This is a genomic window from Enterobacter sp. 237C8 (assembly GCF_034106865.1).
In the GTDB taxonomy this organism is placed as follows: Bacteria; Pseudomonadota; Gammaproteobacteria; order Enterobacterales; family Enterobacteriaceae; genus Enterobacter; species Enterobacter asburiae_B.
In genome coordinates, this window is the sequence record NZ_JAWNDF010000001.1 from 1,057,888 (window position 1) to 1,072,504 (window position 14,617).

Consider the following 14,617-nt stretch of genomic DNA (forward strand, 5'->3'; position numbering starts at 1 on the left):
ATGTGAGCAATCCCTCTTTTGTTATCAAGGAGAAAGTAATGACCACGGTACGCCATGAGAAAGACTCGATGGGCGCCATCGACGTCCCGGCCGACAAGCTTTGGGGCGCACAAACCCAGCGTTCGCTGGAGCACTTCCGTATTTCGACCGAAAAAATGCCCGTCTCGCTGATTCAGGCGCTGGCGCTCACCAAACGCGCCGCCGCGAAAGTGAACCAGGATTTAGGCCTGCTGACGGCAGACAAAGCGACCGCCATCATCAACGCCGCCGACGAAGTGCTGGCGGGCAAGCATCCCGACGAATTCCCCCTCGCCATCTGGCAGACCGGTTCCGGCACCCAGAGCAACATGAACATGAACGAAGTGCTGGCAAACCGGGCCAGCGAACTGCTGGGCGGCGTGCGCGGAATGGAGCGTAAGGTCCATCCGAACGATGACGTCAACAAAAGCCAGAGTTCTAACGACGTCTTCCCGACGGCGATGCACGTGGCGGCGGTGATTGCTATCCGCGAGCAGCTTATCCCGCAGCTTAACGTGCTGAAATCCACGCTCAACGAGAAAGCGCAGGCCTTCCGCGACATCGTCAAAATTGGCCGTACGCACCTGCAGGACGCCACGCCGCTGACGCTCGGCCAGGAGATTTCCGGCTGGGTGGCGATGCTGGAACATAACCTGAAGCATATTGAGTACAGCCTGCCGCACCTGGCGGAGCTGGCGCTCGGCGGGACGGCGGTCGGGACCGGGTTAAACACCCATCCAGAATACGCGGTGCGCGTGGCGGAGGAGCTGGCAAACATCACCGGGCAGCCGTTCGTCACGGCGCCCAACAAGTTCGAAGCGCTGGCGACCTGCGATGCGCTGGTCCACACCCACGGCGCGCTGAAAGGGCTGGCGGCCTCGCTGATGAAAATCGCCAACGACGTGCGCTGGCTGGCCTCGGGTCCGCGCTGCGGCATCGGTGAAATCAGCATTCCGGAAAACGAGCCGGGCAGCTCCATCATGCCGGGTAAAGTGAACCCGACCCAGTGCGAAGCCATGACCATGCTCTGCTGCCAGGTGTTGGGCAACGACGTGGCCGTCAACCTGGGCGGCGCGTCCGGCAACTTTGAGCTGAACGTCTATCGCCCGATGGTGATCCACAACGTTCTGCAATCGATTCGTCTGCTGGCGGACGGTATGGAGAGCTTTAACGAGCACTGTGCGGTAGGGATTGAGCCGAATCGCGAGCGTATCAGCCAGTTGCTCAATGAATCCCTGATGCTGGTGACGGCGCTGAATACCCATATCGGCTACGACAAAGCCGCCGAGATCGCTAAAAAAGCGCACAAAGAGGGGCTGACGCTGAAAGCCTCCGCCCTGGCGCTGGGCTATCTGACGGAGGCGGAGTTCGACGCCTGGGTTCGCCCGGAAGCGATGGTCGGCAGCCTGAAATAGTCATCCCGCCACGTACAGGTGCAGCCGCGGAATAATTAGCTGCAGCGGCTGCGCCTGAGGTCTGTAACGGTGCTGGACATTGTCCGCATCGTAATTCAAAAGCTCACCAATATCCGGCACGATGGCCCCCCGATCGGCATCATAGAGCGCAATCAGCGGCGTAGGGCAGGCATACTGAACCTGTTTTTGCTGGCCGGAATACCAGACGCGGGCGATAGGCTGTACCTTCACCGGACGCTTTATCTTGAGGCGCGCGTCCGCCGGCAGCGAGGCGATGCTGTGGTACTCCTGCTCCAGGCGCTCAATCCACTGCTCGCGCGACCACGGTGCGACGGTGCGCGGCGTCTTCAGGCTTTTTTCCAGCTGCGCCAGAATCTCATCCCGGGTGAAGTTTTTAATGATGTGCTTATTCGCCCAGCCGAAGCGCAGCGTGGCGGGGTGACGCAGTACCGTCAGCGTGCGATAGGCGTTCAGGGTAATCAGCCCCGGAAGCTGACGGTGCACCCATTCAAACCGGGCGGCAGGGGCGAGGCCGGACTCTTCGGTAACGATCTTTTCAAAGGCCGCTTTCAGGGTGTTGATGTGGGTAATCTGGCTTTCCAGCGCGTCGCGCGTTGTCGCATCGGTTTGCAGGCAGATCACGCCAGGCAGACGCACGGCGGCCTTACTGCTGCGGTTTTCTGACTGCTGCTGGATAAACAGGCGGCGATAGTGCTTCAGCGTCAGCTCAAGGGCGGCGCTGCCGATGTGCTGTTCAACCGCGATGGTGTCCAGCGGGTCGTGCTCGGCCCCTTTGGCAACCTCGGGCAGGGTAAAGACGCGCGCGGCCAGCAGACGGCAGCTCTGCAAACGTTCTGTCAGGGTCAGGAGCTCGTGTTCTATTGCCCGAAACGTGCTGTTCAGCCGTTCGAGGAGATCGTAGGTCGCCATAAGCACTCTCGTTAGTTACAACATACTTATCATATAGCACAGCACGCCGGGTCAGGCCAGCGTGCGGTTGAAGTCAGGCAGGGACGGGAAGGGCGATGTTATGGTATACCGGCCAGCTAAAGCAGAAGCGCGCGCCGCCGAGCTCGCTCTCTTCGCAATGCACCGTGCCGCCCATCGCCTGCGCGATAGAGTAAACAATCGCCAGCCCCAGGCCGCATCCGCCAGTGGCGCGATCGCGGCTGGGGTCGAGGCGGACAAACGGTTCAAACACGGTTTCTCGCGCTTCCGGGGCAATCCCCGGACCGTCATCCTCCACCGTCAGGCTGGCCTGATTGCCCTGCAAATCCAGCCCAATCTGTAGCGTGCTTTCGCTGTAGCGCATGGCGTTGTTCATCAGATTGTCCAGCACGCGCTCCATCAGGCGCATATCGAGCGCGCCGTAATCACCCGGCGTGACGCGCGTTAACAGCGTGCGCTGCGGGTTCACGCTCTGAACGTCATCGATGTGGGTTTGCAGCCAGGCAGGCAGGTCCGGCGTGCTGAGGTTCAGTTCGTTTTGCGGACGATCGAGTCGTGCGTAGGTCAGCAGCTCCTCAATCAGCGCCTCAAGCTGGCCGATATCGCGGTTAAGCGCCTGAGACTCCGCTTCCGTCAGATTCTCGCTCATCTCCAGACGATAGCGCAGGCGAACCAGCGGCGTGCGCAGCTCGTGCGCAATCCCGTCGATCAGCTGCTTTTTACTGGCGATCAGGGCATTGATGTTATCGGCCATCTGGTTAAAGGCCACGCCCAGACGTTCAAAACTGGAACCGCTGTCGAAGTGGATGCGTTCGGTAAAATGCCCTTCGCCAAAACGCTGCGCGGCGGATTCCAGCTTCAGCATGTCCTGCCAGTGCGGGCGCATCCAGATAAAGACCGGAAACGCGAGCGAAATGGCGATAAAGGCCATCAGCGCCATGTCCAGCAGACGCATCTGGTGCAGATAATAGAGATAGGGTACCGGCCCGACGGCCAGCACGTAATGGCTGCGCGGAATACGCTGGATAAAGGTGTATTTCTCGTCCAGCGCGACGATGTCCCCGTCGCGCAGACGCTGCATGGCGGGCGGATCCAGCTCAAAATCTTTTAACGGCTCGATGCGTAAATCGAATGACAGGTTCAGATCCAGCTCTTTGAGGGTTTTCGCCCAGTCGTGCGGCGGGATCTCTCTCAGCTCGCTGCGCATCAGATAGAGCGAGCTTTTCATCAGATCGTCCAGCGACTGCCTGCCCGCACGTTCGGCGGTGAATTTATAGACCAGCCCGACCAGCATGGTCATGACCAGGAAACAGACAAACAGCAAAAGATAAAACTGCACAAACAGCTTTTTCATTAAATATCACCGGGAAATCAAGTAATTAACTACTTTGTTTTTACCTTCAGGGGCACTATAGGGGCATTTGCATATCCGCCAAAGCGCTGATTCAAAAATGATACCTGATCGCTATCGAGAGCATTTATCCACGCAGAGTATACATGGAAGACCATCTCTGCATTCTCATGACCCATCTGATTCGCTATAAAAGCAGGATTAGCACCTGCCGACAACATCCAGCATGCGTATGTATGACGCAGCTGATAGGGGCGTCTGCGGCGAATTCCCGATCGTCTTACCGTAATATCCCATAATGACACAATTGAACTGACTGAATAGTACGCAGCTTGCTTGCCTTTCTGAGGTCGAGGCATAAACACAAAGTGCAGCTTTTGCGTTTCCGTTTTACCGAACTCCCGGTGGTGAAAAGTGATTGGTACCTTAGGGGCACTTCCCGTTAGCTCTTTTTGAGCTCGCAAAGCCTCCAGAGCCGGCTCCAGTAACTTTATCGTCCGGTATCCAGCTTCGGTTTTGGGTGGTCCAAACAAACCTTCCTGAGTTAGATTGCGTGCAATCGTAGCTTCGCCGGAATTAAGATCGATATCCTCCCAGGCAAGAGCGCAAAGCTCCCCGGGCCGAACGCCGGTATAAGCGAAAAATTGCCACATGTTTTTCTGCTGAGTCGGAGCAGTCTCTTTCAACTGCTCAAATTCATGTCTCAGCAGTGGATCGGGTTTTGTTTGCCCTTTGCGAAGCCTTTTTATCCCGACATATGGTTGATATGAAATGACTTTATTTTTGACCGCATAGTCGAGGATTTGTCGCAGGATGGCCAGATAATAATCTACTGTTCTAACGGCGCGGCCGGTTTTATTTCTCCTCTTTTCGGGAGCATAGTTAGTCTCGCCGGTCAGTAATTCCTTTCTCCAGCCCAGAATGTCGCTATTGGTGATGGATGCAACCAGCGTTTCAGGGCCAATTAGTTTTGTTAACGTTCTTACAGCTATCCCATAGCTTCTTGTGGCATTGGGTGAGAGATCGATTTTATGGTTTTCATACCAGGTTGATGCAAGTTCGGCGAACGTCGTAATATTTTTAGATGCATAAAACTTTTCTGCTACCTTTGACTCCGGAAACACGCCCCGGTAGTCAAAAGTGCCCAGCTGAATCTCGCTTACAATTTTGGCCCTTAGATTCCCGGCTTTTTTGAGATTCAAAGCATTTACGATCCATCCTTTCAATGTTTCTCGGCATCTAACGCCCTGAAACTTGAAACTTATTCGTATCTTATTGTTGTGGATCTCAACACCCGTTGGCATTGCAGCCATTATGCCTCCTTCACAAACCTGTTAATGTTTGGGATGTTGTACCAGACAAGTCCTCGCTCTTCGGAGCTGCTTCCATCCAATGGGATTCTCTTAAAATGAACACCTTCCACCCAGGAGGTTTGGCGATAGCTTTTAATCTGACGATCTGTAAGGCCTGTCTTCTCTTTTAGTTTTGAAGCAACGCCCCACTCTGAATCGTAAATTACCTGCGACATGGTTCACCTCAGGTAACCGGCATGAGTATAGATATGCCGGTCTTTAGTCGTTGATATTTCAGTTTCAGTTTGCCTGGCCGGGCAGGGAACGCAGTCGGCGCATGCCGGTCATTGCTGTGGCCACGTAGCTTGCCTTGCAGTTGACCACTTCAACCCAGACCTTCACGCCTTCCACTCTCACCGTATAGGTCTCTTTCATCTTGCTGCGCCCATAGTCGCCGTATCTTTGCTGGTGGGCTGCGAGTGCGATTTCACATGCCTGGCGAGCCAAAGGGGATTGCTTACTGCCTCGATTAATCAGTCGCATTTCTTCTCCTTGAGGGAGGGTTTCCCCTCCCGATCTCGTTAGTCCACGTATTCCGGTTTCATATCCGCCAGGGTGATGCTGAACTGACCATGCAGTTCGTCGCCCAGATGGCGTTTCGACGATGCAAGAACGCGCTCTACTTCTGCGAACCGCGCAGCTGCATCGGGCTCATCTGAAGGTGGCAAGGAATTGATGGCTGCTTCGACTTTGTTCCGTGCATCAACCAGGTAATAACGCTTCACTGCCTTGTTTTTCAGCTCAGTGAACAGGGCAGAACCCAGCGTTGATTTCACGGTTTCAATATCTGCGCGCAGAGCTTTAGCGCTATCCACATCCTGAGCCGCCTCGATGCGATCACGGAAATCATCAGCAAGTGCATCGATGTTTTGAGCTGATTCCTGAGCAGTTTGAGTCGTAGTGACGTTGTCACCTGAAATGTCTGCAAGGCTAACGTGCTGCGCCGGTGCGGGGTTTACCTCTCGTTCTTCACGGCGATCATCGAGCTCATCCGGGGTGTAAACGCCCAGAATCACATCCGGACAGAACAGTCTCGCCCAGCGTTTGACGGCCAGGTATGCCAGCTGCTGGCGGGGGTCGTCAGCCCAAAGGGTAGAGTTTCGGGTTCGGGCCTGAGCCAGCAGCAAATCGAGTTCCCTTGGCTGATCTTCACCTTTCAGGGTTGCGCGGATAATAATGCCGATCCCGGCTTCGTCAGCCAGGGTCCAGCCCGGGACGCGGTACTCGCCTTTGTCGCCTTTACGGATATGGAATTTCCCAACAACCTTTTCCCATGGCCCATACCATTCATATTCAAAGCGGCTGGCCAGCACGCCGCTGCGTGAAATGACGGCATTAACCAGCTGCGCTTCATACCCGAGCACACCGTTAATCAGGTGTGTCTTCTGCGCTACGGCAAAAGGATTCATCTGCCACTGTGCCGCTTGCATCGCAACCGCCATGCAGTCGGCCTGGTTGCCCTGCAGGTGTTTAGGAACAGTCGCGGTGCCTTGCGCCATAATCTGCGCGAACGTGCTGATGGCGTTCAGATACTGGGAATCAAACAAAGCCACGTTGGAGTTAATAACAGTGTTCTGGTCAGCAACGGTAACGTTAGTGTTATGCATAAATCCCCCTTAAGCCTGAGCGCGCAGCGCTTCGAGGCGGTGCAGGTCGAAATCGTTCAGTTCATCGGTGTAATCGGTAGTGATCGGCGCTGGCCATTCGCCCGTGTCGAATCCGGTTGCGATGGCGCGCATCGTTTTGCGGTACTCGAGCATGCCCAGTTCCAGCAGTTCGGTTGACGCCTCGATGATGGCGATCCAGTGGTAGTTCTCGTCTTTGTTGACGAAAATCCAGAAGAACTGGTCCAGCGCCGCGGTCTCGCAATACATAGCCGCACTGAGGTGGTAGTCCCGGTCAATGATTTCCCGGTGCAGTCTGGCGCGTAGGCTTTCTTGCTTCACGTTCCACATGCTGATAGTTTTCAGGTCAGCACCGATGCGCACGCCGTCCAGTTCAATTTCGAGGTCAGGGCGTACACGCACTTCCAATCCGGTTTCGTCGTCGAAACCGAAGTAGCTCACTTCTACGGCGCGGCTTGGATGTGTCAGCAGCATGCCCGCGGTCGGGTGCGCCAGGAGTGCGGACTGAATTGCTCGCGCGGTGGCCAACTGCTGGCGGGTAACCAGAATCTTTTCGCCAGGGTTGTCGCGCCAGGCATCCAACAGTTCGTCGGCGAATATGGCATCGGGCTTAACTGATTTAACAGCCTGGATCATGTCTGCTTTGGTACCGGACACTTTCAGCGGTGTCGGTTTCTGCGCTTCCTGCGCCACCAGATCTGGATTGATGATCGCTAATTGCTCGAGTAGCGCATCACGGCTGCCGCTGGTTTTAACCGGCACGGGCAGAGTCGCGTTGTACTCTTTAATGCATGCCTTCATTGCCGTTGCTGTTTGCTTTTGGCCTTCTTCAATACGCTGGTACTCAGCAGGGAGAGCCATATAGCTTTGAGCCGTTTCTTCCAGGCTGGCGCCAAGCGGCACTGGAGCGGGAAGGGACGCGTTATGTTCTTCAAGCAACCCTTTAGTCTCGTCAGCGCTTAGCAGCGCCGGCAGGCTGGCGTTGTACGCTTCGATGAACTCGCGCAGAGTTGCGGTGGTGGTGAAAGCACCCTCCGGGATCTCAGGTTCTACGCTGAACTCTGCTTCGAGGTTTTCCGGCTGCAATGCAAGGGCATGCACCAGGTTCCCCATGTCCAGCACTTTGGATGTTGTGCGCGGGATGGTTTTAGCCACATGGCGTGCGTTGAAGTACATCAGGCTGACGCGGGCATCTTTCACCTGGGTTGAGCTAATACCGTTTGCTGCGTGATAAACGTCATTCGGTAGGCCTTCGTAGCGGCCAGGCTCGAAGTAAGCCGGGTATTCAGTTACCGGGTCTGCTTGCTGTTCTTCCAACGCTACGGAATCTGTCTGCGAATTAGCTGCATCTGTGCTTTCGCTCGGTGGTACCGAACCAACATCTTCGTCTTTCTCTGGCTTAGCCGTTTCCATCTGCACATCGTTGGTGGTCTCCGCTGTGTTTTCCGTTTTTTCGACTTCATTTGAGGAGGTATCGACGACCGGTTCGGTATTTCCACCCATCAGGCCATCGATGGAGAACATGCCGCTGCCGAGATTTTCAACCTGCGGTTGTTCAACAGGTGCTTCGGTCTCAACAGCCGGAGTAGACAGCGGCAGCAACTCCACAGCAGAGTTAAACTCAGCCGTCATGGTTTTATTCACAAACTCAAGATGAGCCGCTGGCGTGTGATGAATGTTTTCTGGTGCGATGCGGATCAGATTGAAGATTGCCGCACGGTTCACCGCTAGTACGCCTGGTTGATTGCGTAGGATTGCGCTCCATGACTTCCATGGCTCTTCTTTCTTGGCTACGATTTCTTTGGCGCGTCGTAACACACTCGAAGGAATTTCGAAGTGGTGGAAGTCCATAGGCAGTAGGGCACAGGCAATCTCAAGATCGAGAGTGTCCAGAGTGTGATGCGCGCCTTCGCCGCGGTCGGTAACATAGCCGCCGTCTGCATTGGTACCAGAATCGGTGCGCTGAATACTACTGATGCGATTACCGGCTGCCCACTCGCGAACGAGAATGCCGCGGTCAATATAATCAGTCGCCGCCCAGATTCGGGTAAAACGGAGAACCAAAGCGAGTTCGTGGCGCTTCTCCTGGCTGAACACCTTGCGAATGGCGTCGGTATAGCGCCAAAGGTCTTTGGTATCGTAACCCTTAACCTCTTCGCAGTTTTCTGCCGCCAGCAGCAGGTTCTGGACATAGCTGTTGTCAGTGTCCATCTCCAGCGCGCTGATAGCTTCGTACTCTTCTCGGGTTAAGTGGTGGCGCAGTTCGTCGGCGGTGAACTGGGCGAGTAGCTGCTTCCGGAACGGCATACGCACGACTGGATAACGAGTGGTTTCGTCATCATTCTCGTCAATCTGGATACCGTTATCAGGTTCCAGAACCTGATCGGTTGTAACGTCGGAGTTGCTGGTGCTTTTTGATTTGAGAAGTGTAAGCTTTCCGCTTCTCCACTCTTCAACTAACTGATTGCGATCGCCGGCATCTGCTCTCGCCCAGTCAGCCATGAATGTAGCGATAAATTCAGCTTCGTGCGTTTCATCCGGCGCGAAGACCTGCTTTATCGCCTGAACCAGTTTCCACTCAGCGTTCAGGCTGAGTTCGGCAACTTCTGGAATGCCGTTTTTCGCCAGCAGTAGGTTCTGGAGATAGGTGTTGCCGTCATCCAGTGACATTTCGCTGGCAGCCAGCTGCTGCTCTTTAGTGATATGTGACTGGTATTTGTCGCTGGTCAGGTGGACGGCAAAACGGACCGCTGGAGTGCGGTTTTCAAGCGGGACATTGTCAACGGTAGTTTCGACTTTAACGGTCGTTTCCGGTGCGGCAGTGTTGTCCACGGCTCCAGTAGATTCAGCTCCAGCCTTTGGTAGCCAGGTGCGTCCATCGTCCTGGAGTTCGTTGCGTTTGCACCAGGTGTAATCCACGGTGCTTTCTTCCGGCAGGTCGTTATACACCGGGAAATCGGTGCGAACTGGTTTGGCATAATCCTTACCGCGGCCGGTTTCAATACCGGCATCTTCCAGCTCAACATCGAGCTGCAGGTTGGCACGGGCTTCTGATTTCGCAGTGAACCAAATCACTGCATCATCTTTGCCTGATTTCTGCGTAGCCTTAACTACATAGAAAAATTCCATGTGAGATCCTCTTTTTTGGATGTAAGATCCCCGGGCCAGAGATAGCGCCCATTGGGTGAACTTTGGTTTTTTAAGTAGTTTTCCGGTGTAACTTTGGTCGGGAGCACCGGACGTACGGGCCGCCTTGCGCGGCTTTTACGTTATGCCTCGTGGGCCATCTGGTCGTACGAAGCACAACGTTCAGAGCAGTATTCTTTTTCTTTGCGCGCCAGCTGTGAGCCGTTGCGATAGAGAAGGGTACTTTTGACTACTTTCTCCGGTTCAACCGGCTTGCCGCAGTACCCGCATTTCGTTGAGTTACACATCTGGATTCCCCTTTTGCGCCAGCAGGTAGCACAGGCGACGAAGAATCACTTCGAACAAGTTAAGTTTTACGGCTTGCTGCCGTCCTGGTTTGCGTGCGAAATCAATCATTCTCACCCTCGTTTGCCTTATCGCCGGCCAGCGGAACGTTTACACCTGATGCGCGTTAATCTCTCCACCTCATCCGACTGTTCGTATGCCGTCGGCGGCTACTCCGTGGGCGTCCTGCCTTGGTGGTTGGTAGTGCGTCTTGGTGATGCTAGTAAATCACTACTTTACTAAATGGTCAAGTATTGAGGTATTAAAAAGTACAGCAATTCTTTACCTGGGGTGCGAGAATGATTTATTGAGGGCAAAAAAATCCCGACACTGTGGTCGGGATCGTTGTGAAATATGTTGTTCAAGATGAAGTGATCATGAATGCGTTGGAACTATGGGGGATAGGCTAGTAAACACCTGCCACAGTGGCGATTTAGTGTTCTTTGTTAGGTAACTCTGGGCGCTGAAGATTTTCCAAAACCTCAATCGCTTTAGCGTTTTCGATTACTTTTTGTTGAACCTTATCCGCCAGATATTCTTTGAATCCTTTTGGAACATATTCCTCGCGTAACCATCGACGAAATTCACCAAGAGCTTCTTCTGGATAAATATTCGCAGGTAAATTACCAGCCTTACTTTGTGGAAACCAATCTGGATAGACGTGGGGATGTTTCTGTATGGCACCATATTTTTCGCTGAGTTTATTCCGCTTCCAGTGGTTAGACCAACGAGTACCAACGCTGATATCTGGTACGGTTTTTGGACCTAATTCAAAACCAGCGTTAATCAAAGGTACTGTTATATCGACCATTTCCCTAAAAACGCTAAAAAATCCTGCTGGGATTTTGTCATTGAGGATAATCCGTTCCTGGAAACATTTCCACGCTCCACTTACTGGATTTCGGGGATCAATGCCAACGCTTCTAAAAATGAACTCACGAAGCGTTTGTCTTGCTAAAAGGCGATAGTTACGAAGTGCAGTAGCGTTGTTAGCTTGGCTTGCATCGAAAGCGTAATACTCGAGAATAGCCATGCATACATAGTCAGGATATGGGTAATGATCTCTTTTAGTTTCTGATGATGGTATATAAAGAGAATCAACATCAATACCTTGATCAAGGAGAATAGTATCAATTTTTTTTCCTCTGGGTTTTAGCCGCTCACTGGGCCAATCCGAAGAAATATCTTGAATTACGCTATGGTGCACGCCACACATTTCAGCTAGTCCACGCCCTGTCAGGTATGGAGTTCCATCGTTGAGAACTCCCATTGCAACACCTTCAACTTCCACCTCTTTTACAGGGAATAATTGCAGGTTACCTTGGCGGGGGGATATTGATCTTATCTCGTTAACCATCTGATTTTCCTTAATAATGAGTGGCGGGCAACTTCTCCCGGTGCCTAATTTGAATTGAGGAATATCTAACCATAACCGCTACTTTTTTACGAACCAGCAATATGGTCACAGTGAATGCTGATTGTCGTTTTAGCTCTCACTACTTTTAATGCGACCTTTCATGTACTTCTCATATAAGTCATCCAGCTCTTTCAGGCGAAGCGAAAAGATACGGAGCATGTTCCGTTGTTCTTCTTCGGGCAACTGGCGGTATAGCTCCAGAAGACGCTGTTCGTCAGCTTTAAGGCCGTCTTTTTCTCCAACGTCCTCACCAAGGAGCCATGGTACCGACACTCCAGCTGCATCTGCTACAGCAAGTGCTGATTCTTTGCTCATCTTGCCGGTACGAAACCATCCGGTGACCGCTTGCTTGCTGACATTAGCTACCTTGGCCATCTCTGTTTTAGAGAAGCCTTTGTTATTCAAATCAGTCAGCCTGGAAATTAGGCTTTGGTTAGGTTCTTTTCTATTCATATATGGATTGTAAACAATTGCTTTACCACTTGATAGGCAGGTGGTTATTGACTGATTGGTAAATTGGTGCTTTACTTTCCTGCATTTAAGGAGGTCCTATGACTGGAATTGAACATGCAATTCTCCGATCTGGTTCGGCCAGCGCGCTTGGCGCTTTAATCGGCGTTTCAAAGATGGCTGTTTCGCTTTGGCGCCGCAAGGGTATTCCTGCTGAACGAGTGCTGCCAGTATTTGAGGTTACCGGCGTAACGCCTCACGAACTACGACCTGATCTATACCCAAACCCCACTGATGGTTTACCTAAACAGGAGCCTTAACAATGCAAACTGTTTCAGTTCAACAGAGTAGCAGAGCTTCCTCTAATCCAATGATATTCCCGTGTCATCAAAGCGAATCGGCAGCGCAGGATGTTGATCATCGAGATATTTGTTCTGCAGTCCGAGCGTGGGCAGCGGCAGAAGGGCGCGTAGCTGTTGCGCTTCAAATCCAAGAAGCGGCGGAAGAACTTCAACTTGATGGCGTGGATGTGTCTGGTCATGCAGATGTCTGGAACGTGAAGCTGTTCCGATGGCTGGACAACAAAGAAGACTCCGCATCTTACCGAAAGAATGTCGAACAGCTGGTGCCAGCGATCATGTCTGTATTACCGCTTCGATACCGCGACCGTGTCGTAAAGAACGACTCCTTTGCCTACCGGATGGCCAGGCTGGAGAAAGAGGTGAGTGAGGCGAAGCAAGCTCTGATGCTCGATGCTCCGAAGAAGGAAAAACTGAAGGAGTTAGGCGAGGGGATTTTTGAAATGTTCCGTGTCGATCCGGACCTTACGGCGCCGCTGTTGGCGATGGTCACAACCATGCTGGGGGCAGTGTGAAGACTTCAGAAAAGGCGAAAGCCGCGGTGCTCGAACACCAACGGCTTTCAGGTGCAAAAACGGAGTGTAATTGCGGAGCTAAGTATGTCAAACACAGCTGAAATTATCAATTTCCCCCACAGAACCGAACAACCGGGAGGTCGTATGGCCGACCTGTCGAACGGGTATACCAAGGTCGCTAACGAGATCCAACAGCTCAAGCCTCGTCTGAGAATGTCAGGCCGGGAGTGGCAATGTTTTGAAGCGGTGATCTGGCTTACCTACGGCTGGAACAAGAAGCAGGACCGCGTTACGAACACGGTGATTGCTGAGCTTACAGGGCTGAGTGATTCGCATGTTTCTGATGCGCTCAAATCGCTCGCAGAACGTAAAATTATCTTCAGTCAGAAGCAGGGCGTGATGAAAACGGTCGGTATAAATACTGACCTTTCAGCCTGGATTTTAGACAAACCGAAAACGGGAAAAGTCTTCCCGAAATCGGGAAAAGTGTTACCGAAAACGGGAAAAACCTTCCCGGAAACGGTAGACACCCAAGACTATAACAAGAACAATAATAAAATATCCTCGTCTCGGAATTCTGACGAATCCCGAAACCAGAAAACTCAAAAGTTTCTCTCTCGCCATCCTGAAGCTGCCGCCGGGATATACACCCCGGCAGGTAAATCATGGGGATCCGCTGACGACCTCAAGGCGGCTCGCTGGATTTACGACAGGCTTCTCACCGTCAACGCATCGCTATCCGAACCAAACTGGGCTGAATGGGCAAATACCATCAGGCTAATGCGTGTTCAGGACAAGCGTACTCACTACGAAATCTGTGACCTGTTTCAATGGGCCAATCGGGACGTGTTCTGGAAAGACAACATCCTAAGCCCTTCAAGTCTGCGCAAGCAGTGGGATCAGCTAACCACGAAGCGGCTGCGTGCAACCGGAACGGCAAAGCCATCCCGGGGCGGCATTGACCTGCATAACACCGACTGGATTGATGGGGTGCTGGAATGAAAAACCTCGCAGAGAACATTCGCAGTTTTGACCGGGAACAGGCTCGGCGCGTGGCGCACAACTTGCCTGAGCAGTACACCGAACGCGAACAAACGCAGCAGGTGGCGCAGATTATCAACGGCCTGTTTGTACAGCTGGCGGCCGCGTTCCCGGCAAGCCTGCTTAATCGTAGTCAGGAAGACGTGAACGAGGTCCGCCGACAGTGGGTGTTGGCGTTCAAAGAAAACGGGATCACCACTCTGGAGGAGGTTGAAGCCGGCATGCGCATGGTGCGTCGCCAGGATCGCCCGTTTCTGCCTTCGCCAGGCCAGTTCATCAAGTGGTGCAGGGAAGGGCGCTGCGTGCTAGGGATCACCACCGCTGACGTCATGGCTGAGTACTGGAAGTGGCGTAAGCTGGTATTCCGGTACCCGAGCAGTGAGCAGTATCCCTGGCCGAAGCCGGTTTATTACCACATCTGCCTCGAGCTGCGTCGCCGCGGAACTGATGGCCAACTGAGCCAGAAAGAGCTTGAGCGTGAAGCCAGCGACATTCTGGATTTGTGGGAAAAGCGGGTGCTGGCCGGAAAGCCGATTCCGCCTGTTCGTCGTGCGTTGGCAGCTCCAGTGGCTCCGAAAGGGCCAACACCTGCTGAGCTTTTGAAGGCTAAATACGCGCGCTTAAAAGCTGGTGGGAGGGGGTAAGTGTGCCAGTA

Annotated in this window: 15 protein-coding genes and 1 pseudogene; 5 read left to right on the forward strand and 11 right to left on the reverse strand. The window is 53.2% G+C overall.

Features of this window, described 5'->3' with window-relative positions:
- Positions 1 to 38: 38 nt before the first annotated feature.
- Complete coding sequence (gene fumC, locus USF70_RS05195) at positions 39 to 1,433, forward strand: class II fumarate hydratase (protein ID WP_029740298.1); 1,395 nt, start codon at positions 39 to 41, stop codon at positions 1,431 to 1,433.
- Here fumC and tus read toward each other — a convergent pair whose 3' ends face one another.
- The 11 genes and pseudogenes from tus to USF70_RS05250 all read right to left on the reverse strand — a co-directional run bounded on the left by tus (position 1,434) and on the right by USF70_RS05250 (position 12,050).
- Positions 1,434 to 2,363, reverse strand: coding sequence for a DNA replication terminus site-binding protein (gene tus, locus USF70_RS05200; protein WP_320735338.1), 930 nt, complete (start codon positions 2,361 to 2,363; stop codon positions 1,434 to 1,436).
- Between the two features lie 73 nt (positions 2,364 to 2,436).
- Positions 2,437 to 3,735, reverse strand: a complete 1,299-nt coding sequence (gene rstB, locus USF70_RS05205) for a two-component system sensor histidine kinase RstB (protein WP_033145344.1) — start codon at positions 3,733 to 3,735, stop codon at positions 2,437 to 2,439.
- Between the two features lie 29 nt (positions 3,736 to 3,764).
- Positions 3,765 to 5,045: a site-specific integrase gene (locus USF70_RS05210; RefSeq protein ID WP_320735339.1), complete on the reverse strand. Its 1,281-nt coding sequence runs from the start codon at positions 5,043 to 5,045 to the stop codon at positions 3,765 to 3,767.
- Complete coding sequence (gene xisR, locus USF70_RS05215) at positions 5,045 to 5,260, reverse strand: excisionase family protein (protein WP_047647992.1); 216 nt, start codon at positions 5,258 to 5,260, stop codon at positions 5,045 to 5,047. Before xisR ends, USF70_RS05210 begins: the two co-directional genes overlap by 1 nt.
- 64 nt (positions 5,261 to 5,324) lie before the next feature.
- Complete coding sequence (locus USF70_RS05220; protein ID WP_020882485.1) at positions 5,325 to 5,567, reverse strand: DUF4060 family protein; 243 nt, start codon at positions 5,565 to 5,567, stop codon at positions 5,325 to 5,327.
- A 38-nt stretch (positions 5,568 to 5,605) separates the two neighbouring features.
- Positions 5,606 to 6,691: a RecT family recombinase gene (locus tag USF70_RS05225; RefSeq protein WP_316468145.1), complete on the reverse strand. Its 1,086-nt coding sequence runs from the start codon at positions 6,689 to 6,691 to the stop codon at positions 5,606 to 5,608.
- Between the two features lie 9 nt (positions 6,692 to 6,700).
- Complete coding sequence (locus tag USF70_RS05230; protein ID WP_320735340.1) at positions 6,701 to 9,838, reverse strand: RecE family exodeoxyribonuclease; 3,138 nt, start codon at positions 9,836 to 9,838, stop codon at positions 6,701 to 6,703.
- 140 nt (positions 9,839 to 9,978) lie between these two features.
- The gene (locus USF70_RS05235) at positions 9,979 to 10,143 is read right to left on the reverse strand and encodes a YdaE family protein (RefSeq protein WP_050736725.1); all 165 of its coding nucleotides are present in this window, start codon (positions 10,141 to 10,143) and stop codon (positions 9,979 to 9,981) included.
- A pseudogene (locus USF70_RS05240) lies at positions 10,136 to 10,291 on the reverse strand (hypothetical protein); the annotation flags it as partial. The pseudogene USF70_RS05240 and the gene USF70_RS05235, both read right to left, overlap by 8 nt.
- 322 nt (positions 10,292 to 10,613) lie before the next feature.
- Positions 10,614 to 11,537: a hypothetical protein gene (locus tag USF70_RS05245; RefSeq protein ID WP_320735341.1), complete on the reverse strand. Its 924-nt coding sequence runs from the start codon at positions 11,535 to 11,537 to the stop codon at positions 10,614 to 10,616.
- 129 nt (positions 11,538 to 11,666) lie between these two features.
- Complete coding sequence (locus tag USF70_RS05250) at positions 11,667 to 12,050, reverse strand: helix-turn-helix domain-containing protein (RefSeq protein ID WP_301987094.1); 384 nt, start codon at positions 12,048 to 12,050, stop codon at positions 11,667 to 11,669.
- A gap of 98 nt (positions 12,051 to 12,148) precedes the next feature.
- Between USF70_RS05250 and USF70_RS05255 the strand changes: the two genes are divergently transcribed.
- The 4 genes from USF70_RS05255 to USF70_RS05270 all read left to right on the forward strand — a co-directional run bounded on the left by USF70_RS05255 (position 12,149) and on the right by USF70_RS05270 (position 14,606).
- On the forward strand, positions 12,149 to 12,367 hold the full coding sequence (locus USF70_RS05255; protein ID WP_301987092.1) for a transcriptional regulator: 219 nt from the start codon (positions 12,149 to 12,151) through the stop codon (positions 12,365 to 12,367).
- A gap of 2 nt (positions 12,368 to 12,369) precedes the next feature.
- On the forward strand, positions 12,370 to 12,921 hold the full coding sequence (locus tag USF70_RS05260) for a toxin YdaT family protein (RefSeq protein WP_320735342.1): 552 nt from the start codon (positions 12,370 to 12,372) through the stop codon (positions 12,919 to 12,921).
- Between the two features lie 84 nt (positions 12,922 to 13,005).
- A complete protein-coding gene (locus USF70_RS05265; RefSeq protein ID WP_320735343.1) occupies positions 13,006 to 13,923 on the forward strand; it encodes a replication protein in 918 nt (305 codons plus the stop codon).
- Entirely contained in the window at positions 13,920 to 14,606 is a 687-nt protein-coding gene (locus USF70_RS05270) for a replication protein P (protein WP_320735344.1), read from the forward strand. The genes USF70_RS05265 and USF70_RS05270 overlap by 4 nt, the downstream gene beginning before the upstream one ends.
- Positions 14,607 to 14,617 lie beyond the last annotated feature (11 nt).

What these genes read in the sequence shown, in the direction of transcription:
- fumC (WP_029740298.1), top strand. Translation starts at nt 39, where the DNA reads ATGACCACGGTACGCCATGAGAAAGACTCGATGGGCGCCATCGACGTC.
- tus (WP_320735338.1), bottom strand. Translation starts at nt 2,363, where the DNA reads ATGGCGACCTACGATCTCCTCGAACGGCTGAACAGCACGTTTCGGGCA.
- rstB (WP_033145344.1), bottom strand. Translation starts at nt 3,735, where the DNA reads ATGAAAAAGCTGTTTGTGCAGTTTTATCTTTTGCTGTTTGTCTGTTTC.
- USF70_RS05210 (WP_320735339.1), bottom strand. Translation starts at nt 5,045, where the DNA reads ATGGCTGCAATGCCAACGGGTGTTGAGATCCACAACAATAAGATACGA.
- xisR (WP_047647992.1), bottom strand. Translation starts at nt 5,260, where the DNA reads ATGTCGCAGGTAATTTACGATTCAGAGTGGGGCGTTGCTTCAAAACTA.
- USF70_RS05220 (WP_020882485.1), bottom strand. Translation starts at nt 5,567, where the DNA reads ATGCGACTGATTAATCGAGGCAGTAAGCAATCCCCTTTGGCTCGCCAG.
- USF70_RS05225 (WP_316468145.1), bottom strand. Translation starts at nt 6,691, where the DNA reads ATGCATAACACTAACGTTACCGTTGCTGACCAGAACACTGTTATTAAC.
- USF70_RS05230 (WP_320735340.1), bottom strand. Translation starts at nt 9,838, where the DNA reads ATGGAATTTTTCTATGTAGTTAAGGCTACGCAGAAATCAGGCAAAGAT.
- USF70_RS05235 (WP_050736725.1), bottom strand. Translation starts at nt 10,143, where the DNA reads ATGTGTAACTCAACGAAATGCGGGTACTGCGGCAAGCCGGTTGAACCG.
- USF70_RS05245 (WP_320735341.1), bottom strand. Translation starts at nt 11,537, where the DNA reads ATGGTTAACGAGATAAGATCAATATCCCCCCGCCAAGGTAACCTGCAA.
- USF70_RS05250 (WP_301987094.1), bottom strand. Translation starts at nt 12,050, where the DNA reads ATGAATAGAAAAGAACCTAACCAAAGCCTAATTTCCAGGCTGACTGAT.
- USF70_RS05255 (WP_301987092.1), top strand. Translation starts at nt 12,149, where the DNA reads ATGACTGGAATTGAACATGCAATTCTCCGATCTGGTTCGGCCAGCGCG.
- USF70_RS05260 (WP_320735342.1), top strand. Translation starts at nt 12,370, where the DNA reads ATGCAAACTGTTTCAGTTCAACAGAGTAGCAGAGCTTCCTCTAATCCA.
- USF70_RS05265 (WP_320735343.1), top strand. Translation starts at nt 13,006, where the DNA reads ATGTCAAACACAGCTGAAATTATCAATTTCCCCCACAGAACCGAACAA.
- USF70_RS05270 (WP_320735344.1), top strand. Translation starts at nt 13,920, where the DNA reads ATGAAAAACCTCGCAGAGAACATTCGCAGTTTTGACCGGGAACAGGCT.